Annotated in this window: 17 protein-coding genes; 13 read left to right on the top strand and 4 right to left on the bottom strand. The window is 68.9% G+C overall.

All coding sequences use genetic code 11. The features are described 5' to 3' along the window. Nucleotides 1-24 precede the first annotated feature (24 nt). The 3 genes from secD (at nucleotide 25) to ACFY5A_RS14785 (ending at nucleotide 5,069) form a co-directional block, all read left to right on the top strand. Complete coding sequence (gene secD, locus ACFY5A_RS14795) at nucleotides 25-1,755, top strand: protein translocase subunit SecD (RefSeq protein WP_387235114.1); 1,731 nt, start codon at nucleotides 25-27, stop codon at nucleotides 1,753-1,755. Then, nucleotides 1,755-2,744 carry a protein translocase subunit SecF gene (gene secF, locus ACFY5A_RS14790; RefSeq protein ID WP_341942112.1) on the top strand — a complete coding sequence of 330 codons (990 nt, stop codon included), beginning with the start codon at nucleotides 1,755-1,757 and terminating at the stop codon, nucleotides 2,742-2,744. The genes secD and secF overlap by 1 nt, the downstream gene beginning before the upstream one ends. A 69-nt stretch (nucleotides 2,745-2,813) precedes the next feature. Beyond that, the gene (locus tag ACFY5A_RS14785; protein WP_105677356.1) at nucleotides 2,814-5,069 is read left to right on the top strand and encodes a bifunctional (p)ppGpp synthetase/guanosine-3',5'-bis(diphosphate) 3'-pyrophosphohydrolase; all 2,256 of its coding nucleotides are present in this window, start codon (nucleotides 2,814-2,816) and stop codon (nucleotides 5,067-5,069) included. On the opposite strand, the gene ACFY5A_RS14780 is transcribed toward ACFY5A_RS14785, so the two are convergent. Further along, complete coding sequence (locus ACFY5A_RS14780; RefSeq protein WP_341942113.1) at nucleotides 5,056-5,607, bottom strand: hypothetical protein; 552 nt, start codon at nucleotides 5,605-5,607, stop codon at nucleotides 5,056-5,058. The two genes, ACFY5A_RS14785 and ACFY5A_RS14780, sit on opposite strands and share 14 nt — an antisense overlap. A 62-nt stretch (nucleotides 5,608-5,669) precedes the next feature. Then, entirely contained in the window at nucleotides 5,670-7,034 is a 1,365-nt protein-coding gene (locus ACFY5A_RS14775; RefSeq protein ID WP_387235109.1) for a DUF349 domain-containing protein, read from the bottom strand. Nucleotides 7,035-7,248: 214 nt separating this feature from the next. Here ACFY5A_RS14775 and nirB point away from each other — a divergent pair, with 214 nt between their 5' ends. From nirB to ACFY5A_RS14755, 4 genes are read left to right on the top strand one after another with little or no spacing between them, the layout of a single operon-like run. Further along, the gene (gene nirB / locus ACFY5A_RS14770) at nucleotides 7,249-9,825 is read left to right on the top strand and encodes a nitrite reductase large subunit NirB (protein WP_387235106.1); all 2,577 of its coding nucleotides are present in this window, start codon (nucleotides 7,249-7,251) and stop codon (nucleotides 9,823-9,825) included. Then, entirely contained in the window at nucleotides 9,822-10,193 is a 372-nt protein-coding gene (gene nirD, locus ACFY5A_RS14765) for a nitrite reductase small subunit NirD (protein ID WP_341942116.1), read from the top strand. Before nirB ends, nirD begins: the two co-directional genes overlap by 4 nt. After that, the gene (cobA, locus tag ACFY5A_RS14760; protein WP_387235103.1) at nucleotides 10,190-10,954 is read left to right on the top strand and encodes a uroporphyrinogen-III C-methyltransferase; all 765 of its coding nucleotides are present in this window, start codon (nucleotides 10,190-10,192) and stop codon (nucleotides 10,952-10,954) included. Before nirD ends, cobA begins: the two co-directional genes overlap by 4 nt. After that, the gene (locus ACFY5A_RS14755; protein WP_341942118.1) at nucleotides 10,951-12,078 is read left to right on the top strand and encodes a uroporphyrinogen-III synthase; all 1,128 of its coding nucleotides are present in this window, start codon (nucleotides 10,951-10,953) and stop codon (nucleotides 12,076-12,078) included. The genes cobA and ACFY5A_RS14755 overlap by 4 nt, the downstream gene beginning before the upstream one ends. A 54-nt stretch (nucleotides 12,079-12,132) precedes the next feature. Here ACFY5A_RS14755 and ACFY5A_RS14750 read toward each other — a convergent pair whose 3' ends face one another. Together ACFY5A_RS14750 and ACFY5A_RS14745 are read right to left on the bottom strand one after the other, a co-directional pair. Continuing rightward, on the bottom strand, nucleotides 12,133-13,020 hold the full coding sequence (locus ACFY5A_RS14750; protein ID WP_105676346.1) for a formate/nitrite transporter family protein: 888 nt from the start codon (nucleotides 13,018-13,020) through the stop codon (nucleotides 12,133-12,135). A gap of 143 nt (nucleotides 13,021-13,163) precedes the next feature. Then, nucleotides 13,164-13,460 (bottom strand): hypothetical protein, encoded by a 297-nt coding sequence (locus tag ACFY5A_RS14745; protein WP_105676345.1) that lies wholly within the window; start codon nucleotides 13,458-13,460, stop codon nucleotides 13,164-13,166. Between the two features lie 88 nt (nucleotides 13,461-13,548). Here ACFY5A_RS14745 and ACFY5A_RS14740 point away from each other — a divergent pair, with 88 nt between their 5' ends. The 6 genes from ACFY5A_RS14740 to ruvX all read left to right on the top strand — a co-directional run bounded on the left by ACFY5A_RS14740 (nucleotide 13,549) and on the right by ruvX (nucleotide 20,521). Next, on the top strand, nucleotides 13,549-14,892 hold the full coding sequence (locus ACFY5A_RS14740; protein WP_341942121.1) for a replication-associated recombination protein A: 1,344 nt from the start codon (nucleotides 13,549-13,551) through the stop codon (nucleotides 14,890-14,892). A gap of 49 nt (nucleotides 14,893-14,941) precedes the next feature. After that, on the top strand, nucleotides 14,942-16,237 hold the full coding sequence (locus ACFY5A_RS14735) for an acyltransferase (protein ID WP_387235100.1): 1,296 nt from the start codon (nucleotides 14,942-14,944) through the stop codon (nucleotides 16,235-16,237). A gap of 162 nt (nucleotides 16,238-16,399) precedes the next feature. Then, nucleotides 16,400-17,029 carry a 30S ribosomal protein S4 gene (gene rpsD, locus ACFY5A_RS14730; RefSeq protein ID WP_052674772.1) on the top strand — a complete coding sequence of 210 codons (630 nt, stop codon included), beginning with the start codon at nucleotides 16,400-16,402 and terminating at the stop codon, nucleotides 17,027-17,029. Nucleotides 17,030-17,137: 108 nt separating this feature from the next. Further along, nucleotides 17,138-17,326, top strand: coding sequence for a hypothetical protein (locus tag ACFY5A_RS14725; RefSeq protein ID WP_105676339.1), 189 nt, complete (start codon nucleotides 17,138-17,140; stop codon nucleotides 17,324-17,326). Between the two features lie 64 nt (nucleotides 17,327-17,390). Then, on the top strand, nucleotides 17,391-20,051 hold the full coding sequence (alaS, locus tag ACFY5A_RS14720) for an alanine--tRNA ligase (RefSeq protein ID WP_341942123.1): 2,661 nt from the start codon (nucleotides 17,391-17,393) through the stop codon (nucleotides 20,049-20,051). Further along, on the top strand, nucleotides 20,048-20,521 hold the full coding sequence (ruvX, locus tag ACFY5A_RS14715; RefSeq protein WP_105676335.1) for a Holliday junction resolvase RuvX: 474 nt from the start codon (nucleotides 20,048-20,050) through the stop codon (nucleotides 20,519-20,521). Before alaS ends, ruvX begins: the two co-directional genes overlap by 4 nt.

The raw sequence follows: 20,521 nt of genomic DNA, 5'->3' as shown, positions 1-20,521 counted from the left end.
CCGGCATCTCAGAAAGCTGATCACGTGGCTTCTTCCTCTCCGGTCCGTCACGCCTGGAGGGTCCTTCTCGGACTCGTCCTGGTGACAGGCGTCCTCTTCGGCATCAACGCGCTCGGCGTGTATGTGTTCAAGCAGAGCTCGTGGACCCCTGAACTCGCCCTCGACCTCCAGGGCGGCACGCAGATCGTCCTCCAGGCGCAGACCGAAGACGGCGCAGCGCCCTCGCAGGAGCAGATGGACCAGGCGGCCGCGATCATCCGGCAGCGTGTCGACGCCTCCGGTGTGAGCGAGGCCGACATCACGACCGAGGGCGGCCAGAACATCGTCGTGCAGATCCCCGGTGTGGCCGACGAGGCCACGCGCGAGCGGATCAAGTCGAGCGCTCAGCTGGAGTTCCGCGCGGTGCTCTACACGACGGCCGCCGCGACGTCGTTCACCGGGGAGGACGGCAACACCACGCCGTATCCGACGCCGGACCCCTCGCTGAACGCCACCCCGACGGTGAAGCCGACGGACTCGAGCGACCTCGCGTGGGTCACCGACAAGCTGCAGGCCGAGTTCCTCGCCTACGACTGCGCGAACCCGCCGGCCGACGCCTCCCGGGCTCCCCAGGACCAGCCGCTGATCGCCTGCGACCCGAGCGGCACGGCCAAGTACCTCCTGGGCCCGGCCGAGCTCACCGGCACCGCGATCACCGATGCGACGGCCGGCCGCGACCCCAAGTCGGGCGCCTGGCTCGTGCAGCTGACCATGACGTCTGAGGGTGCCGACGCCTTCGGCAAGGTCAGCACGCGTCTGTACCAGAACAAGCTCGCCAACCTCTCGCCGCGCGACCAGTTCGCGTTCGTACTGGACGGCAGCGTGATCAGTGCTCCGCAGATGAACGGGCAGATCCTCGACGGCCGCCCGAGCATCTCGGGCAACTTCACCCAGGAGTCCGCGACCACTCTCGCCGACCAGCTCAAGTTCGGCGCCCTGCCTCTCAGCTTCGTGGTGCAGAGCTCGGGAACCGTGTCGGCGACTCTCGGTACGCAGCAGCTGCAGATCGGCCTCATCGCCGGTCTCATCGGCCTCGCGCTCGTCGCGATCTACTCGCTGATCGTGTACCGGGCTCTCGGCGCCGTCATCGTCGCCTCGATCGCGGTGATGGGTGTGCTGACCTACATCATCATCTGCATCCTCGCGTGGCGCATGGGCTTCCGTCTCTCGCTCGCCGGCGTCGCGGGTCTGATCGTCTCGATCGGATTCGTCGCGGACTCGTTCATCGTGTACTTCGAACGAATAAGGGACGAGCTGCGCGACGGCAAGTCGATCACGGCAGCCGTGGAAGACGGCTGGGGCCGGGCGAAGCGCACGATCTACATCTCGAAGTCGATCAACATCCTCGCCGCCGTCGTGCTGTACATCCTGGCCGATGCGACGGTGAAGGGCTTCGCGTTCACCCTCGGGCTCACGACCCTGATCGACGTGTTCATCTTCGTGATCTTCACGCACCCGGTCATGCAGCTGCTCGTGCGCACCCGCTTCTTCGGCGGCGGACACAAGCTCTCGGGCCTCGACCCGGAGTCCCTCGGCGCGGTGTACCGCAGCCGCTCGCAGTACCGCGAAGTCTCTACGGCATCCGCCGGTCGCGGGGCGAAGAACGCGCGCTCGCGCGGAGAAGCAGATCGCAGGCAGACGATCGCCGAGCGCAAGCGCGCGGAGGCACTCGCCGGCGACAGAGCCGGCAGCGGCGGAAATGAGGGGGCGAACTGATGGCTTCCATGAGTGAGTTCGGCAACAACCTGTACTCGGGAAAGACCTCTTTCCCGTTCGTCGCCAAGCGTCGACTGTGGTTCATCATCGCCATCGCGCTGGTGGTCGGGTCGATCCTCGTCCCGTTCATCCGCCCCGTGCAGTTCTCCATCGAGTTCACCGGCGGATCGCAGTTCACGGTCACCGCCCCGAACAGCATCGATCAGAGCACGGCGACCAAGGCCGTGCACTCGGTGGTTCCGGGCGCTGCGACGAAGGTCGTGGTCGTCAGCGGCAAGGACATCCGCGTCCAGACCGATCAGATGAGCGACGAGGAGACGCAGAAGGTCTCCGCCGCTCTCGCCGATGCCTACGGAGTCGACCCGAAGAGCGTCACGTCCTCGTTCATCGGCCCCGCGTGGGGTGAGAACGTCACCAAGCAGTCGCTGTGGGGACTCGCGATCTTCCTCGCGCTGACCTTCCTCATCCTCGCCCTGTACTTCCGCACCTGGAAGATGTCCGCTGCGGCGATCATCGGCCTGCTCGACGTCCTCGTCATCACGATCGGCGTGTACGCTCTCGCGGGCTTCGAGATCTCCCCGGCGGCCGTCATCGGCTTCCTGACGATCCTCGCCTACTCGCTGTACGACACGACCGTCGTCTTCGACAAGGTCCGAGAGAACACCACGGAAGACGGGGAGAAGTCCGGACGCACCTTCGGGGAGTCGGTCAACCTCGCCGTCAACCAGACGCTGGTGCGCTCGATCAACACCTCGGTCGTCGCCGCCCTGCCCGTCGGGGCGATCCTCTTCATCGGCGCCTTCTGGCTTGGTGCGGAGACGCTGACCGACATCTCGCTGTCGATCTTCGTCGGCATCCTGGTCGCGACGTACTCGACGCTGTTCGTCGCCGCTCCGCTCTACTCGCTGTTCCGCGAGAACGAGCCGCAGCTCATGGCGCGTGACGCGAAGATCCGCGAGGCCCGAGCCAAGGCGACCGTCGACGCGTGAGCGTGCCCGTCCTGCGGGGCTCGGCCCCGCAGGACCCGCGTAAGATGTACTGATTGGGGAGGTGAGCGGATGGCGGAACCGCAGACGTCGTCGCAGGGTTCGAGCCTGCGACGCCTGGTTCCCCGCATCTTCTCCCGCGCGCCCCGGATCAATGATCTCGACAACCTGATCCGCACGGTCCGAGCGAATCATCCTCGCGGTGACTTCGCCGTGATCGAGCGCGCCTACGCGGTGGCCAAGGAGAAGCACGAGGGCCAGAAGCGTCAGAGCGGCGAGCCGTACATCACCCACCCGCTCGCGGTCGCGCAGATCCTCGCCGAGCTGGGCCTCGGACCCAGGGCGATCGCCGCGGCACTCCTGCACGACACCGTGGAGGACACCGGCTACGCGCTGAGCGAGCTCACCGCCGAGTTCGGCGACGAGGTCGCGATGCTCGTCGACGGCGTCACCAAGCTCGACAAGGTCAAGTACGGCGAGAGCGCCCAGGCAGAGACCGTCCGCAAGATGATCGTGGCGATGTCGAAGGACATCCGCGTGCTGCTGATCAAGCTCGCCGACCGACTGCACAACGCGCGCACCTGGGGCTTCGTGCCGCCCGAGAAGGCGGCCAAGAAGGCCAAGGAGACGCTGGAGATCTACGCGCCCCTGGCCAATCGACTCGGCATCCAGGCGATCAAGTCCGAGCTCGAGGACCTGTCCTTCGCGGTGCTGCACCCGAAGATCTACAACGAGATCCACAGCCTCATCGCGCAGCGCACGCCGCAGCGCGAGAAGTACCTGAACCAGGTCGTCCAGGAGATCGACGAGGATCTGCGTGACCTGCGCATCCGCGGCAAGGTCGTCGGACGCCCCAAGCAGCTGTACTCCGTCTATCAGAAGATGGTCGTGCGGGGTCGCGAGTTCGACGACATCTACGACCTGATCGGCATCCGGGTGATCGTCGCCTCCGTGCGCGACTGCTATGCGGTCCTCGGAGCGATCCACGCCCGCTGGACCCCGCTGCCCGGCCGGTTCAAGGACTACATCGCCACCCCGAAGTTCAACCTGTACCAGTCGCTGCACACCACGGTGATCGGTCCGGCCGGTCGCACGGTCGAGATCCAGATCCGCACGCAGGAGATGCACCAGCAGGCGGAGTACGGCGTCGCCGCCCACTGGATGTACAAGGAGCGGATGAACGGCGGCAAGGCCGAGGTGCGCGCCGCAGACGCCGACATGGCGTGGCTCGCACACATCTCCGATTGGCAGGCGGAGACGGCCGACCCCGGTGAGTTCCTCGACTCCCTGCGCTTCGAGATCGGAGCCAAGGAGGTCTACGTCTTCACGCCGAAGGGACGTGTGATCGGCCTTCCGGCCGATGCGTCTCCCGTGGACTTCGCCTACGCCGTGCACACCGAGATCGGTCACCGCACGATGGGCGCCAAGGTCAACGGGCGCCTCGTGCCCCTGGAGTCCGAGCTCAAGAGCGGAGACGTCGTCGAGGTCTTCACGTCGAAGAACCCCGACGCGGGTCCGAGCCAGGACTGGCTGGGCTTCGTCAAGAGCACACGGGCGCGCAACAAGATCCGCGGATGGTTCACGAAGGAGCGTCGCGAGGAGGCGATCGAGCAGGGCAAGGAGGCCATCGCCCGGGCGATGCGCCGGCAGAACCTCCCGCTGCAGCGCCTGATGAGCCAGGACTCCTTCGCAGAGGTCGCGCACCAGCTTCGCTACGAAGACGTCTCCGCACTGTACGCCGCGGTCGGCGAGGGGCACGTCTCCACGCAGTCCGTGCTGGAGAAGGTCACCGCGCTGGTGGCGGCCAACGATCCGGCCACGGGTCCCATCGACCTCCCCGGGAGCATCCCGACCAGGGAGCCCCGTGCCGGAGACTCCGGCGTGCTCGTGCGCGGAGCCGCCGACATCCTCGTGAAGCTCGCAAAGTGCTGCACTCCGGTGCCGGGCGATCAGATCGTCGGCTTCGTGACCCGTGGCAGCGGCGTCTCTGTCCACCGGGCCGACTGCGTGAACGTGAAGGCGCTCAGCAGCGAAGAGGACAAGGACCGCTTCGTCGAGGTGTCCTGGGCGCCCACGACCAAGAGCGTGTTCCGCGTGCAGATCCAGGTCGAGGCGCTCGATCGCTCCGGACTGCTCTCCGACGTCACCCGCGTGCTCAGCGAGCACCACGTGAACATCCTCTCCGCCACGGTCTCGACCACCGACGAGCGCCTCGCGCTCAGCCGGTTCGTCTTCGAGATGGGCGATGCCGTGCACCTCGATCGCGTCCTGAACGCGGTGCGGCGCATCGATGCGGTGTACGACGTGTACCGCGTCACGTCCTCCTGAGCCTCAGCCTCTCGAGAGTCGCGAGCGCGCCACGTGATCCGGGGACGCGCGTCCTCGCCGACAGGGAGCGCACGGCCTCCTCGACGAGCGGTGGGCTCTCGGCCGCGAGCAGGCGCATCCAGACGAGCATCCGCGGGTCACGGGTGGTGGTGAGCGCGAGATCGACCATCGTCCTCACCGGAGTGGTCGTGAGGACTCCGCCGAGCACCTGGACATCGGATGCCGGGACGCGCGTGTCGTGGAAGATCAGCCGATGATCGGGGTCCGGTCTGAATCTCCTCTCCACGGCGCGGTGCACGTGGTGGGGTGTCGGGGGCGTGTCGCCGGCACCGTGGATCCACGCGGCTGTCGGTCCCGAGGCCGCAGTGCCGGCCGGGACCAGTCCGGCGATCATGCGAGCCCTGAGAGCCGGCCCCTCGATGAGATCGGCGGGGATGTACCCCTCGCCGAGCTCGACCACGTGCCCGTCGAGCCGCGCGGAGCTGAGCTCGGGCAGCGTCAGACGATCGCCGGGCAGATACACGAACGCGGGATGCATCACGCCAGTGTGGCGTACGGCATCCCGCGTCCGGGCGTCTCTGCGGAGATCTGTGGAGAGGTTCAGCCCCCGAGGGCGTTCAGCCAGGTGCGACGCGCCTCGAGAGCGTCAGCCGCGGTCTTGGCCGCCTTCTTGTCTCCGGCCTTCTCCGCCGCGGCGAGCTCGGCCTCGAGCTTCTCGATGGCCTCGACCAGCTGCGAGCTCATGTCGTTCGCGCGTGCCTTGGTCTCGGGGTTGTTCTTCTTCCAGTCGACCTCTTCGCGGGCCTTGAGCGCCTGCTCGATCACGCGCAGGCGGTCATCGAGAGCGCGCTCCTTCTCGCGGGGGAAGATGCGACCGACCTCGTCCCACTGACGCTGGATGCGGGTCAGCAGTGCGCGGGCGCTCTTGATGTTCGGCTCGTCGGCGACGGCCTTGGCGTCTTCGAGGAGCGCCTGACGGGCCTCGATCTTCGGAGCCGAGTCGGCTTCCTCCGCCGCGGCCTGCTCGGCACGGGCCGAGTACAGCGCATCTCCTGCGGCCTTGAAGCGCGCCCAGAGCGCGTCGTCGGCCTTGCGACCGGCACGGCCGGCGGCCTTCCACTCGTCGAGGAGGTTGCGGTACGACGGGATGCCGTCGGTCCCGCGGGGAGCGAGGGCCTCAGCGCGCTCGACGAGGCGGGTCTTCGCATCGCGGGCCGCCTTGTGCGCGTCATCGAGCTCCGAGTAGAACGCGCGGCGCTGCTTGTCGACGACGGCGCGCGCATCGCGGAATCGCTTCCACAGCTGCTGCGAGACGCCCTTCGACAGACGAGGACCGTTCTGCTGGTGGGCCTGCCACTCGTCGAACAGCGCGCCGAGCTCGGCGGTCAGCTGCTTCCACTGCACCTTCGAGAGGTCGCGGGCGGCGATGGCCTCCGCGCGCTCGACGAGGGCGGTGCGCTCGGCGATGGCCCTGTCGACCAGCTCCTTTGCCTGGCGCGCCTCTTCGGCGGTGGCCTCGGACAGGGAATCGGTCAGGGCGTTCAGGCGGTCGCGGAGTCCGGCGAGATCGCCGACGGCCGCGGCATCCGTCGCCTCCGTCAGAACGTGGCCCGCCTGCTTCGCGAGATCGCCGGCCGAAGCGCCACCGGCCTGGTGGCGCTGCTCCAGCGCGTGCACCTTGAAGGCGATGTCGTCGTACTTGCGCACGAAGTAGGCCAGCGCCTCCTCGGGAGTGCCGTCGGGGTACTGACCGACGACGCGCCAGGTCTCGCCCTCGAGCACCTCGACGGTGCCGTCCTCCGACACGCGTCCCCACTTCGCCACCTCCTCGGGAGTGGACGTGGGGGGCGTCGCGGCGGCTGCGACGGGCGCGACAGCGGCCGGCGACGGCAGCTTGCGCGGCAGCGGCGCGGCAGGGGGAGCGGGAACGGGGGGAGTCGGCTTCGAGGACTCGGGGGCAGACACGATGATTCTCCTTGCGCGGTACGGCCGCGGGAGGCGGAAAGGACGAACTTCAGCCTAGTACGAGGGGCACTCCCGTTGTGGCCCCGCGTTCTCACGCCGACGTTATCGATCTGTGAGGAGAACGTTCGATGCGCGAAACACGGCGCATCACCTCCGGGAAACACCGCGCTCCTATCGTCGCCAGCACGACAGTCCCCGCGTCGACAGGAGATCCATGGACGACATCGCCCCCGCAACCCCCGAGATCGTCGTCGTCGGGGCCGGCATGGTCGCGCATCGGTTCGTGGAGAGTCTGCTCAGCAGGACGGATGCCGCGATGCGCGTGACCGTGCTCGGCGACGAGGGGCGGCATCCCTACGACCGGGTCGGACTGAGCGGCTTCTTCTCCGGCGCGGGGCCAGAGGATCTCGAACTCGACCGATCCGTGTTCGACGACGATCGCGTCGAGCTCGTGAGGGATGACTGCGTGCTGCGGCTCGATCGCGCCGCGCAGACGGTGACGACGCGATCCCGGCGCGTGCTTCGGTACGACACCCTGGTGCTCGCCACCGGCTCGTACGCCGCGAGGGTGGCGGTCGACGGGGCGGACCTGCCCGGATGCTTCGTGTATCGCACGCTCGACGACATGCAGCGGCTGCAGGAGTTCGTGTCGCGACGCGCAGGCATGCTCGGGCGCCCGCTTCGCGGCACCGTGATCGGGGGCGGACTGCTCGGCCTCGAGGCGGCAGGTGCGCTGCAGGGGATGGACGTCGACGTCACGGTGGTGCAGTACTCCGATCGGCTCATGTCCCAGCAGCTCGACGCGGTCGGCGCCTCCATGCTGCGTCGGCTCCTGGAGGCCCGCGGCATCACGGTGCGGACGGAGGCCCGCACGACCCGAATCGACCCCGATGAATCGGGAGCGGTGACCGCTCTGGAGTTCCAGGACGGCTCGTTCCTGCGCGCCGACGTCGTGATCTTCACCGTCGGAGTGCGTCCGCGCGACGAGCTCGCCCGCAACGGGGGGCTGCGGGTGGACCCTCGCGGCGGTGTGCTCATCGACGATCGATGCACGACATCCGACCAGAACATCCTCGCTATCGGCGAGGTCGCCAACTACGAGGGGCGCTGCGTCGGGCTCGTGGCGCCCGGGTACGCGATGGCCGAGGTCGCGGCGACCGGTCTGCTCGGAGGAGAGGCGGCGTTCCCCGGATACGACGACTCGTCCAAACTCAAGCTCTCGGGCGTGGACGTGGCGAGCTTCGGCGACGCCATGGCGACGACGCCCGATGCGCTCGACGTCGTCTACGCAGACCCGGTGGCGGGCGTGTACAAGAAGCTCGTCCTCTCGGACGACGCCCAGACCCTGCTCGGCGGCATCCTCGTCGGCGACGCGTCCGCATACGGAGCGTTGCGTCCGCTGGTCGGCGCGCGTCTGGGTGCTGACCCTGCCGCCTACCTGCTGCCGGAGAACGGCGACGAGCCCGCGCGAGCGGCCCTCCCCGACGAGGCGGTCGTGTGCTCGTGCGCGAACGTGACCGCCGGGCGCATCCGGAGCGCCGTGCACGAGGAGGGGTGTCGGGATGCCGCCGCCGTCAAGGTCTGCACCAAGGCGGGCGCCACGTGCGGCTCGTGCGCCCTGATGGTGAAGAAGCTGGTCGGACAGGAGCTCGTCGCGCTGGGTCAGACGGTCTCCCACGCGCTGTGCGAGCACTTCGAGCTGTCGCGGGCGCAGCTCTTCGACGCGGTGAGGGTATCCGGGCTGAGCACGTTCAGCTCGATCGTCGAGCGCTTCGGACGAGGGCGCGGGTGCGACATCTGCAAGCCGGCGATCGCGAGCATCCTCTCGGTCCTCGTCGGATCGCACGTCCTCGACGGCGAGAACGCCACGCTGCAGGACACCAACGACCACGTCATGGCGAACATGCAGAAGGACGGCACCTACTCGGTGGTGCCTCGCATGCCGGGCGGCGAGGTGACGCCGGACGGTCTGTTGGCGATCGGCGGCATCGCGAAGGACTTCGCCCTCTACACGAAGATCACGGGCGGCCAGCGCATCGACATGTTCGGCGCCCGTCTCGAACAGCTCCCGCTCATCTGGGAGCGGCTGGTGGATGCGGGATTCGAGTCGGGGCACGCGTACGGTAAGTCCCTGCGCACGGTGAAGTCCTGCGTCGGATCGACCTGGTGCCGCTACGGAGTGCTCGATTCCGTGGGGATGGCCGTGCGGCTCGAGCTGCGCTACCGGGGCCTCCGAGCGCCGCACAAGCTCAAGCTGGGGGTCTCCGGATGCGCTCGCGAGTGCGCGGAGGCGCGAGGGAAGGACGTCGGCGTCATCGCGACCGAGACCGGCTGGAACATGTACGTGGGCGGCAACGGCGGATTCGCTCCGAAGCACGCGCAGCTGCTCGCCTCCGATCTGGACGACGACGGGCTGATCCGCGCGATCGACAGGTTCTTCATGTACTACATCCGCACGGCCGATCGACTGCAGCGCACGGCGCCCTGGCTCGACGAGCTCGAGGGCGGGCTCGACACGCTGCGCTCCGTCATCTTCGACGATGCGCTCGGCATCTGCCGCGACCTCGACGAAGCGATGGCTCAGCACGTCGACCGGTACGAGGACGAGTGGGCGGCGACACTGCGCGACCCCGAGAAGCTCGCCAGGTTCCGATCGTTCGTGAACGCGGCTGACACTCCGGACCCCTCGCTCGCCTTTGTCGCGGAGCGAGGGCAGATCCGCCCGGCGACGGCGGCGGAGAAGCGCGGCGGAGTCCTCATCGCCGGCACCGCTCTGGAGGTGCGCCGATGACCTCGCCTGCGGTGCGGGAGAGCATCCGGGTGTGCGGGCTCGACGACCTCGAGGTGGAGCGCGGACGCGCCGCCCTGGTCGACGACCTCCAGGTCGCGCTCTTCCGGCTGCGGGATGGATCGGTGCGCGCCGTCGACAACCTCGACCCGTTCACCGGCGCCCAGGTGATCGCGAGAGGGATCGTGGGCACTCGGGGGGACGCGGACACCGTCGCCTCCCCGCTGCACAAGCAGGTGTTCGATCTCGCCACGGGTGAGTGCCTCGACGCCCAGGGGAGAGAGGTCGTCCAGGACGGGGCGCAGTCCGGTCTGCGGGTCTGGCCGGTGCGGGTCATCGAGGGCGACGTCTTCGTCGAGGTGCCCCGGTGAAGCGGCGGCGTGTGGGACGGGTCGATCTGGTCGGAGGCGGCCCCGGCCCCGCGTACCTGATGACGCTCCGCGGGTACCGGCTGCTCCAGGAGGCCGACGTGATCGTCGCCGACCGCCTGGGACCGTTCGACGAGCTGCGTGCCGAGATCGACCCTGATGTCACGGTGATCGACGTCGGCAAGCGACCGGGGCACCATCCGGTGCCGCAGGAGGAGATCAACGCGCTGCTCGTGGCGCATGCGAAGGCGGGGAGCAGGGTCGTGCGCCTCAAGGGCGGTGACCCCTTCGTTTTCGGACGCGGCGGCGAGGAGGTCATCGCGTGTCAGGTGGCAGGCGTCCCCGTGAGCGTCACTCCGGGAGTGAGCAGCGTGATCTCCGTCCCACAGGCCGCGGGCATCCCGGTCACCCATCGCGGCGTCGCCTCGGCGCTCCACGTGGTGAACGGTCAGGGCGAGATCACGCACAGCACGCTTACGTCGATGGCCGATCCCGCAGTCACGACCGTGGTGCTCATGGGCGTGTCGGCACTTCCGCGCATCGTCTCGACCGCCCTCGACTTCGGGGTCGATGCGGCGACGCCCGTCGCCGTCGTCGAGAACGGGCTCACGGATCGTCAGCGGACGATCCGGTGCACACTGGGAGACGTGGTGAGACAGGCCGAGGACGCACGTGTGACCAACCCCGCGGTGATCGTGTTCGGTCAGGTCGCGCGGGCGGACCTCCTGCTCCCCGCCGATCTGATCTCCACAGGTACAGCGTGAGTCCGACGCGTCCGCTCGAACACGCACTCGCCGGCTGCACGATCGTCGTCGCCGCCGATCGACGCTCCGCGGACCTGGCGTCCGCCCTCGAGCGCCGCGGCGCCGCCGTGCACCGGGCGCCCGCGCTCAGCATCGTGCCCAACGCCGACGACGAGGAGCTGCTGCTCCGCACGGAGCGGCTCGTCGCCGCACCTCCGGACATCGTGGTCGTGACGACCGGTGTCGGCTTCCGAGGCTGGATGGACGCCGCCCACGAGCACGGCGTCGATGAGCGACTGGACGCCGCGCTCGACGGCGCGCACTTCGTCGCGCGGGGGCCCAAGGCGCACGGCGCGATCCAGCAGGCGGGATTCTCCGCGGACTGGGTCGCTGAGTCCGAGACGTCAGCGGAGGTGGGGGAGTACCTGCTTGCGTCGGGCGTGTCGGGCAAGCGCATCGTCGTGCAGCACCACGGTGCGGGTGCGGACGGTCTCGACGAGCTCCTGGAGGGCGCGGGCGCCGAAGTCATCAGCATCACGGTGTACCGCTGGGGCCCGCCGCCGAACCCCGAGGTCGTGCGCCGCTCCACGCTGCAGGCAGCCTCCGGTGAGGCGGATGCCGTGCTCTTCACATCCGCCCCCGGAACGGCCTCATGGCTCGCCGTCGCTGCCGAGGCAGGGGCGCTCGACCGGATCCGTCGACGCGCGGAGGCCGGGCGGCTGCTGCTGGCTGCGGTGGGGCCGGTGACCGCGATCCCCTTGAAGGAAGCGGGCCTTCCGCTCACGATCGCCGAACGGGGTCGACTCGGCTCCCTCGCGCGGACCGTGATCTCTCACTTCGGGGGCGGTCGGGCGCCGTCGCTCGTCACGGACGTCGGCCGCGTGGAGGTGCGCAGCAGCGGTGCGCTCATCGACGGGCGCTTCATCGCGCTGTCGCGCACGGGATCGGCGCTCCTGGAGGCACTGGCCGATGCCGGTGGCCGGGTGCTCACCAGGGCGGACCTCGGGAACGCACTGCCCGGAGGCGAGCGCAATCCCCACGCCGTGGAAGTCGCGATCGCGCGACTCCGTGAAGCAGTGGGCGGGACGGATCTCATCCAGACGGTCGTCAAGCGCGGCTATCGCCTCGCCGTCAGCGACCGCTGAACACGACGACGATGGCCCGGAGCTGCATGCTCCGGGCCATCGTCGTTGAGGCGCTCAGATCGCTCCGACGACCTCGGGTGCGCGCTCCGGTGCGGTGCGCGGCGCGCGGCGCTCGCGTTCGGCGCGCTGGGCGCGGATCGGTCGGGCTGCGGCCGTCCTCCCGTAGGTGAGGTAGAGCGGGAGGCCCGCGAGGAGGAGCCCTCCGACGAGGTTGCCCACGACGGTCGGGATCTCGTTCCACACGAGATAGTCCATGATCGTGAAGTCGGCGCCGAGGAGCAACCCGGAGGGGAACAGGAACATGTTCACGATGGAGTGCTCGAATCCCATGTAGAAGAACAGGGTGATCGGAAGCCACATCGCGACGATCTTGCCGAGCACGGTCTTGGAGACCATCGACATGATCACCGCCGTCGACACCATCCAGTTGCACAGGACTCCTCGGATGAAGAGGGTCAGCATGCCGGCGGCGCCGTGCTCCGCGTAGCCGACCGTTCGACCGTGTCCGATCTCGCCGATCGCGAGGCCGACCGGGCTCGGATCGGCCGAGAAGCCGTAGGTGAAGTAGATCGCCATGAGCAGCGCGACCAGGAGCGCGCCGGCGAAGTTGCCGAGGAAGACCAGTCCCCAGTTGCGCAGGACGGCGGTGACCGTCGCTCCGGGGCGACGGTCGAGGACGGCGAGCGGGGCCAGAGTGAACACCCCCGTGAGCAGGTCGTAGCCGAGGAGGTAGAGAAGCACGAAGCCGATGGGGAACAGGAGAGCGCCGAGGAGCGGCTGCCCGGTCTGCGTCGAGACGGTGACGGCGAAGGCGGCGCCGAGGGTGAGCACGGCCGCACCCATGAAGGCGCGGATGAGGGTGTCGCGGGTGGAAAGACGGAGCTTGTAGGCGCCGGCATCCACCATCAGGGTGACGAGCTCTGCGGGCGTGGCGTATGACATGGGCGGACCTCCACGAGGATCGAGGCGAGCGGATCACTCGCTGTGCCCACACTCGTACATACGCGTTTCGGACAGACGCCCGAGGCGTTACATCCGTGGTGCGATCCGCTCACACCGCGCGGCGGCGGGTGTGAGGTCGTCGGTCACTCCGCCGGGGTCTCCGCGGGCGTGGGCTCCTGCGAGGGCTGCACGGTCGGTGCATCCGTGGGGGAGACCGTCGACGTCGGGGTGGGGGTCGGCTCGGGGGCGGTCACCTGCGCGTGCACGAACTGGCTGGCGATGGCCGCGGCGACGACGAGTCCTCCGACGACGCCGGCGATCGTGTTGTCGCGCACCCGACGGCGGATCTGGCCGTCGTGCCAGGCGCCGCGCGCCGCATGCAACCGGGCGCGCTCCGCCTGGGCGCGTGTCTGTGCGCTCTTCGAACCGCGTGCCACCATGCCGTGCTCCCTTACTGGACGTGAATCGACGACGTCGCCTGAGAGCCTATCGCCGCGAGTGTCCCTCTCCCGCATTAGCCTGGAGAGCATGACATCCGCTGCCGCACTGCTCTCAGGGCAGACGCCCCTCGCCGTGCGCATGCGACCCGTCTCGCTCGCCGAGGTCGCCGGTCAGAAGCACCTGCTCAGAGCGGGGTCGCCGATCGTCGCCCTCGCCGATCCCGCGGCGACCTCGCCCGGAGCCGTGTCGATCATCCTGTGGGGGCCGCCGGGCACCGGCAAGACGACCCTGGCGCAGGCGATCGCGCGCTCGTCCGGTCGCCGGTTCGTCGAGCTCTCGGCGATCACGGCCGGCGTGAAGGACGTGCGGGAGGTCATGCAGGAGGCGATCACCCAGCGCGACCTCTACGGCCAGACGACGATCCTCTTCCTCGATGAGATCCACCGGTTCACCAAGGCCCAGCAGGACGCCCTCCTGCCCGGCGTCGAGAACGGGTGGGTCATCCTCATCGCCGCGACGACCGAGAACCCGTCGTTCTCGGTCATCTCGCCACTGCTCTCCCGATCCCTGCTGCTGACGCTGCAGCCGCTCACCGACGACGACATCGGCGTGCTCGTCGACAGGGCGGTCGCCGACGCGCGCGGACTGAACGGCGGCGTCTCCCTCTCCGACGAGGCGCGCTCGGCGCTGGTGCGGCTCGCATCCGGCGACGCCAGGCGTGCTCTCACCGGGCTGGAGGCCGCGGCAGCGGTGGCGCTGTCCCACGGCGAGAGCGACGGCGACGCCGACGGCGTTCCCGTGGTCACCGCCGACGACGTGGCGCAGGCCGTCGACAAGGCGCTGCTCCGCTACGACCGGCAGGGCGATGAGCACTACGACGTGATCAGCGCGTTCATCAAGTCGATCAGAGGATCGGATCCGGATGCCGCGCTCCACTACCTCGCACGGATGATCGAGGCGGGGGAGGACCCGCGCTTCATCGCCAGGCGGCTCGTGATCTCGGCGTCGGAAGACGTCGGCCTCGCCGACCCGCAGGCCCTGGTGATCGCCGTCGCGGCCGCAGACGCCGTCGCCTTCATCGGCATGCCGGAGGGGCGCATCCCGCTCGCGGAGGCGACCGTCTACCTCGCGACGACGGCGAAGTCCAACGCCGCGTACGTCGGCATCGACGCGGCGATCGCCGACATCCGTTCAGGCGGCTTCGGCCGGGTGCCGCTGCATCTCAGAGACGCGCACTACCCCGGGGCGAAGCGTCTCGGGCACGGCAAGGGCTACGTGTATCCGCACGACAGCGAGTACGGCATCCTCCCGCAGCAGTACCTGCCGGACGAGCTCGACGGGCGACGGTACTACGAGCCCAAGAACCTCGGCGCGGAGCGCGACATCTCCGCGCGTCTGGAGCGGATCCGCAAGATCCTCGGGGATCGCTGAGCGGAGCTGCATCCGCGGTCCCGCGCCGCCTTCCCTCTACAGTGGGCTCGTGCCAGGCAGACTCACCCGCATCCCTCCCGATCGCGATCTCTCGATCGACTTCGTCCGCGCGATCTGCCTGCCCGTCGTCGTGCTGCTGCATGCGCTGCAGATGGGCATCGACGGGGATCCTCTCCGCGCCTTCAACGCGCTGGCGGAATGGACCCCCCTGGCCGGGCTGACCTGGGTGGGCATGATCATGCCCCCCTTCTTCATCGCCGGCGGGTTCGCCGGCATCACCACGTGGCGTCGGCTGCGTCATCGCGGGGAGACAGCGGGGGAGTACATCCGCGTGCGCGCGCTGCGTCTCGCCCGGCCCGTGCTGCTGGCGATGCTCGGGGTGCTGGTCGTGATCGGCGTGATGGCGGCGAGCGGGGTGGATCCGGAGTTCCTGCGCACCTTCGCGTTCCGCCTGGCCGAGCCGCTGTGGTTCATCGCGGTCTATGCGATCTGCACCTCTTTCGTGCCGCTGATGGCGTGGTTCCATCGCCATGCCGCCTGGGCGACCTATCTCTCGCTCGCGGCTCTCGTCGTGGCGGTGGACCTCGCCGGACGGTATCTGGGGCTGCCTATCGGCGCGCTGAACTGGCTCTTCCTCTGGCTGTTCGTGCAGCAGCTGGGCTTCGGGGTGCGGGACCAGTGGTACTCCCGCCGTCCGCGGTGGCTGCTCCTCCTGCTGGCGGCAGTCGCCTACGGGCTCATGTGCATCGCGGTCTTCGGCATGGGGTACGACCCGGACATGATCGCCAACCTGAATCCGCCGACCGTGCTCCTCCTTCTGCTCGGGCTCGCCCAGGTCTATCTGTTCACCCTGCTGCAACCGGCGATCCGCGCCCTCATGCGCAGACGGTCCGTCCTCGTCGTCATCGGCGCGCTGGGGCTGTACGGCATGGTGATCTATCTCTGGCACGCCGTCGCGATGGCCGTGGTCGTGGGCGGGCAGCTCGCGTTCGGTCTGCCGTTCCCGACCGTGCTGACGCCGGAGTGGTGGCTCACCCGCATCCCCTGGCTCATCGCGATCATCGTCGTGATCGGGGTGTTCTGCGTCGTCGTCCCGCCCATCGAGAAGCGGTGGCCGACGGAGAAGGCGCGCGTCATGCCGCTGTGGGCGGCGGCCGTGTGCACCCTGCTGCTCGTCGTCGCCGTCGGCTGGGTGCTCACGCAGGGGTATCTGGCTCCTGGCGCCGCGGGCGCGCTGCTCGCCCTCGTGGCTGCGATCGTCTGGCTCACCGTGGGCGGTCCCGGTCCTCGGCGGAGCGTCGAGCCGATGGAGGATGCGGGGAACCCCGGTGTTCCGCGGGAGTGATCGGCGATCTGTTAGACTTGATCGGCTCGAAACCGAGTTTTCGGGCATCTCCTCGTTCACACCCCACCTTGCTGGCGCCCCGGCGTGCGCTCCAAGGCAGAACGCGGGCGATACGTCCGCGAGTCGCGAAAGTCGCGACCGCGTCATCGGAAGGACAGCTTCGTGACCACGAAGTCCCAGGACCGCCGCAAGGTCCGTCTCAGCCGCGCCCTCGGCGTGGCCCTCACCCCGAAGGCCGCCCGCTACCTCGAGAAGCGTCCCTACGCTCCGGGTGAGCACGGCCGCACGAAGCGCAAGGCCGACAGCGACTACGCCGTCCGTCTGCGTGAGAAGCAGCGTCTGCGCGAGCAGTACGGCATCCGCGAGAAGCAGATGCGCAACACCTTCAACGAGGCTCGCCGCCAGGAGGGTCTGACCGGTGAGAACCTGGTCGAGCTCCTCGAGATGCGTCTCGACGCCCTCGTGCTGCGTTCGGGCTTCGCCCGCACCACCGCGCAGGCTCGTCAGCTCGTCGTGCACCGTCACATCCTCGTCGACGGCCAGCTCGTCGACCGCCCGTCGTTCCGCGTGAAGCCGGGTCAGCTCATCCACGTCAAGGCCAAGAGCGAGGGCACCGAGCCCTTCCAGGTCGCAGCAGCCGGCGGTCACGCCGAGGTCCTGCCTCCCGTTCCCGGCTACCTCGAGGTCGAGCTCGACAAGCTCCAGTCGCGCCTGGTCCGTCGCCCGAAGCGCGCCGAGGTCCCCGTGACCTGTGAAGTGCAGCTCGTCGTCGAGTACTACGCGGCTCGCTGATACAGCGTTTCTCACACAGGAGGCGTCGGGGTCACCCGACGCCTCCTGTCGTTTGCGCATACGATGGGATGACCGCGCCTTCGCGGGTCTAATGGCAAGGATGACGACATGAAGAACGTGCTGTGGTTCCTGATCGGCGTGATCGGCGGCTTCGTCGCGGCCCACTTCATGAACAAGGACCCGCGCGGCCACGACATCCTCGCCGAGGTCGACGCCCGGATCAACGAGTTCACGGCGATCATCGGCGACGCGTACCGCGAGCAGGAGGCACGGCTCACCGAGCCGGCCGACGACTGAGACCCGCGCTCCACCACGCGGCACCCTTCCCCTCCCTTCACACGCAAGGACACCCGGCACAGCTATGAAAACTGCGGAGATCGCGCAGCGCTATCTCGATTTCTTCGAGAAGAACGACCACCTCATCGTCCCGTCGGCTTCGCTGGTCAGCGACGACCCGTCTCTGCTCTTCACCGTCGCCGGCATGGTGCCGATGATCCCGTATCTCACGGGCGTCGTCCCCGCGCCGCATCCCCGCATCGCGGATCTGCAGAAGTGCATCCGCACCAACGACATCGAAGAGGTCGGCCGCACGGCACGCCACGGCACGTTCTTCCAGATGCTCGGCAACTGGTCGTTCGGCGACTACTTCAAAGAGGGCGCGATCCGCTACGCGTGGGAGCTGCTGACCTCGTCTGAGGCCGACGGCGGCCTCGGTTTCGACGAGAAGGACCTCTGGGTCACCGTCTACGAGACCGATGACGAGGCGGAGGCGATCTGGCGCGACATCATCGGCCTGAAGCCCGAGCGTATCCAGCGTCTGGGCCGCGCGGACAACTACTGGAACACCGGTCAGCCCGGCCCCGGCGGACCCGACAGCGAGATCTTCTTCGATCGCGGCCCCGCCTACGGCAAGGACGGCGGACCGGCGGCCGACGACTCGAGGTTCCTGGAGATCTGGAACCTCGTGTTCATGCAGGACTTCATCGAGAACATCCGCGGCAAGACCGAGTTCGACATCGTGGGGGAGCTCCCCATGAAGAACATCGACACCGGCATGGGCCTCGAGCGCGTCGCGTTCCTCAAGCAGGGCGTCGAGAACATGTACGAGACCGATCAGGTGCGCCCGGTGCTCGACCGCGCGGTCGAGCTCTCCGGCCGCACGTACGGCTCCGTGCACGAGGACGACGTCCGCTTCCGTGTCGTCGCTGATCACGTGCGCTCCTCGCTCATGCTGCTCTCCGACGGCGTTCGTCCGTCGAACGAGGGCCGCGGGTACATCCTGCGTCGGCTGATGCGCCGCACGGTGCGATCGATGCGGCTGCTCGGCGTCGATGAGCCGGTCTTCCCTGAGCTCTTCGCGACCTCTCGCGACGCCATGAAGTCCGCGTACCCTGTGCTGGAGCAGGACTGGTCGACGCTGTCGGCATCCGCGTTCGCGGAGGAGGAGACGTTCCGCCGCACGCTCGCCCAGGGCTCGACGATCCTGGACCTGGCGCTCGACGAGACGAAGAAGGGCGGCGGCACGACCCTCAGCGGCACCGAGGCGTTCCTGCTGCACGACACCTACGGCTTCCCGATCGACCTCACCCTCGAGGTCGCCGAGGAGGCGGGGCTCGATGTGGACCGCACCGCGTTCGACGGGCTCATGCAGGAGCAGCGCCAGCGTGCGAAGGCCGATGCCCGCAACCGCAAGCGCCAGCTGGCGGACGTCTCGGTGTACCGCGAGCTCCGCTCGCTCGGCGAGACCGGTTTCGACGGCTACACCGCGCTCGAGGTGGAGTCCCGCATCCTGGGCATCCTCGTCGACGGGCAGCCGGTGAAGAGCGCCGCGGAGGGCCAGATCGCCGAGGTCGTGCTGTCGGAGACCACGCTGTACGCCGAGTCGGGCGGCCAGGTCGCCGACAAGGGGACGATCGTCGGACCGGGGTACGAGCTCGAGGTCCTCGACGTCCAGCGTCCGGTTCCCGGGCTCATCAGCCACACGGTCGAGGTGAGCCGCGGCTCCGTGGCGGTGGACGATGCGGCGACGACCGTGGTGGACGCCGCGAACCGTCGCGCGGCACGCCAGGCGCACTCCGCCACGCACCTCGTGCACGCCGCTCTGCGTGACACCCTCGGCAAGACCGCGACCCAGGCGGGCTCCCTGAACCGTGCCGGCTACATGCGCTTCGACTTCGCGTGGTCGCAGGCGCTCTCCGCGGAGACCCGCACCGAGATCGAGGAGATCACGAATCGCGCGGTGCAGGACGCGCTCGAGGTCACCACCCGCATCGTCTCGCTGGATGAGGCCAAGGAGGCCGGCGCCATGGCGCTGTTCGGCGAGAAGTACGGCGACGTCGTGCGCATGGTCGACATCGGCGGCCCGTGGTCGCGTGAGCTGTGCGCCGGCACGCACGTGAGCTCCAGCGCCGAGATCGGGCTGGTCAGCATCGTCGGGGAGTCGTCGGTCGGCGCCTCCAACCGCCGCATCGAGGCTCTCGTCGGTCAGGACGCGTTCCGCGAGCTCGCAGCAGAGCGCGCTCTCGTGTCGCAGCTGAGCGCCTCGCTGAAGACGCCGCGTGAGCAGCTGCCGGAGCGCATCGCCGACCTGTCGGCGAGCCTGAAGGCCGCAGAGAAGCGCATCGCCCAGTTCGAGGCGAAGGAGCGCGCCGGTCAGGTTCCGGCGATCGCCGATGCCGCCGCCCGCGTGGGCGATTTCCTGCTCGCATCGCAGTCGCTCGGGGAGCTGGCCTCTGCCGACGATCTGCGCGATCTCGTGCTCGGGGTCCGCGATCGCCTGGGGTCGGATGCTGCCGTCGTCGCGCTCGGCGCGGTCGTGAACGGCCGCCCCGTCGTGGTCGTCGCCACCAACGACGCGGCTCGCGTGTCCGGAGCCAAGGCCGGGGTGCTCGCGAAGCGCGCCGCCGGGGTGCTCGGAGGCGGAGGCGGCGGTCGCGATGACGTCGCCCAGGGCGGTGGAACGGATGCCGCGGCTCTGCCCGCGGCTCTCGACGCCGTCTCCCAGGAGCTGCACGCAGCGTGAGCGGGTTCCGCCGCGGAGTGCGGATCGGCATCGACGTCGGCAAGGCGCGCGTCGGGGTCGCCAGGTGCGATCCCGACGGCATGCTCGCCGTCCCCGTCGAGACCGTGCCGCGCTCGGAGACGTCGATCGACAGGATCGCCGAGATCGCCGCCGAGTACGAGCCGCTCGAGTTCGTGGTCGGTCTGCCCGTGAACATGCAGGGCGCAGACACCGCATCGACGACGGATGCGAGGGAGTTCGCCGAGGCGCTGCAGAGGCGGACGGGCACCACGGTGCGTCTCGTCGACGAGCGTCTGAGCACCGTGTCCGCACACGCCGCGCTCCGTTCTTCGGGGAGAAATCAGAAGAACTCTCGTAGCATTGTGGATCAGGTCGCCGCCGTGGTGCTTCTGCAGCAGGCGATCGACACGGAGAAGAGCACGGGGAAAGCGCCCGGTGCCGCGATTCCGTTCGACGAGGAGTCCCACTGA

The sequence above is a fragment of the Microbacterium sp. NPDC012755 genome (assembly GCF_042901325.1).
GTDB lineage: Bacteria > Actinomycetota > Actinomycetes > Actinomycetales > Microbacteriaceae > Microbacterium > Microbacterium natoriense.
This window is presented reverse-complemented; position numbering and strand designations above follow the sequence as displayed.

What these genes read in the sequence shown, in the direction of transcription:
- nirD (WP_341942116.1), top strand. Translation starts at nt 9,822, where the DNA reads ATGACCTCGCCTGCGGTGCGGGAGAGCATCCGGGTGTGCGGGCTCGAC.
- secF (WP_341942112.1), top strand. Translation starts at nt 1,755, where the DNA reads ATGGCTTCCATGAGTGAGTTCGGCAACAACCTGTACTCGGGAAAGACC.
- ACFY5A_RS14725 (WP_105676339.1), top strand. Translation starts at nt 17,138, where the DNA reads ATGAAGAACGTGCTGTGGTTCCTGATCGGCGTGATCGGCGGCTTCGTC.
- ACFY5A_RS14745 (WP_105676345.1), bottom strand. Translation starts at nt 13,460, where the DNA reads ATGGTGGCACGCGGTTCGAAGAGCGCACAGACACGCGCCCAGGCGGAG.
- nirB (WP_387235106.1), top strand. Translation starts at nt 7,249, where the DNA reads ATGGACGACATCGCCCCCGCAACCCCCGAGATCGTCGTCGTCGGGGCC.
- ACFY5A_RS14785 (WP_105677356.1), top strand. Translation starts at nt 2,814, where the DNA reads ATGGCGGAACCGCAGACGTCGTCGCAGGGTTCGAGCCTGCGACGCCTG.
- ACFY5A_RS14780 (WP_341942113.1), bottom strand. Translation starts at nt 5,607, where the DNA reads ATGCATCCCGCGTTCGTGTATCTGCCCGGCGATCGTCTGACGCTGCCC.
- ACFY5A_RS14750 (WP_105676346.1), bottom strand. Translation starts at nt 13,020, where the DNA reads ATGTCATACGCCACGCCCGCAGAGCTCGTCACCCTGATGGTGGATGCC.
- alaS (WP_341942123.1), top strand. Translation starts at nt 17,391, where the DNA reads ATGAAAACTGCGGAGATCGCGCAGCGCTATCTCGATTTCTTCGAGAAG.
- ACFY5A_RS14740 (WP_341942121.1), top strand. Translation starts at nt 13,549, where the DNA reads ATGACATCCGCTGCCGCACTGCTCTCAGGGCAGACGCCCCTCGCCGTG.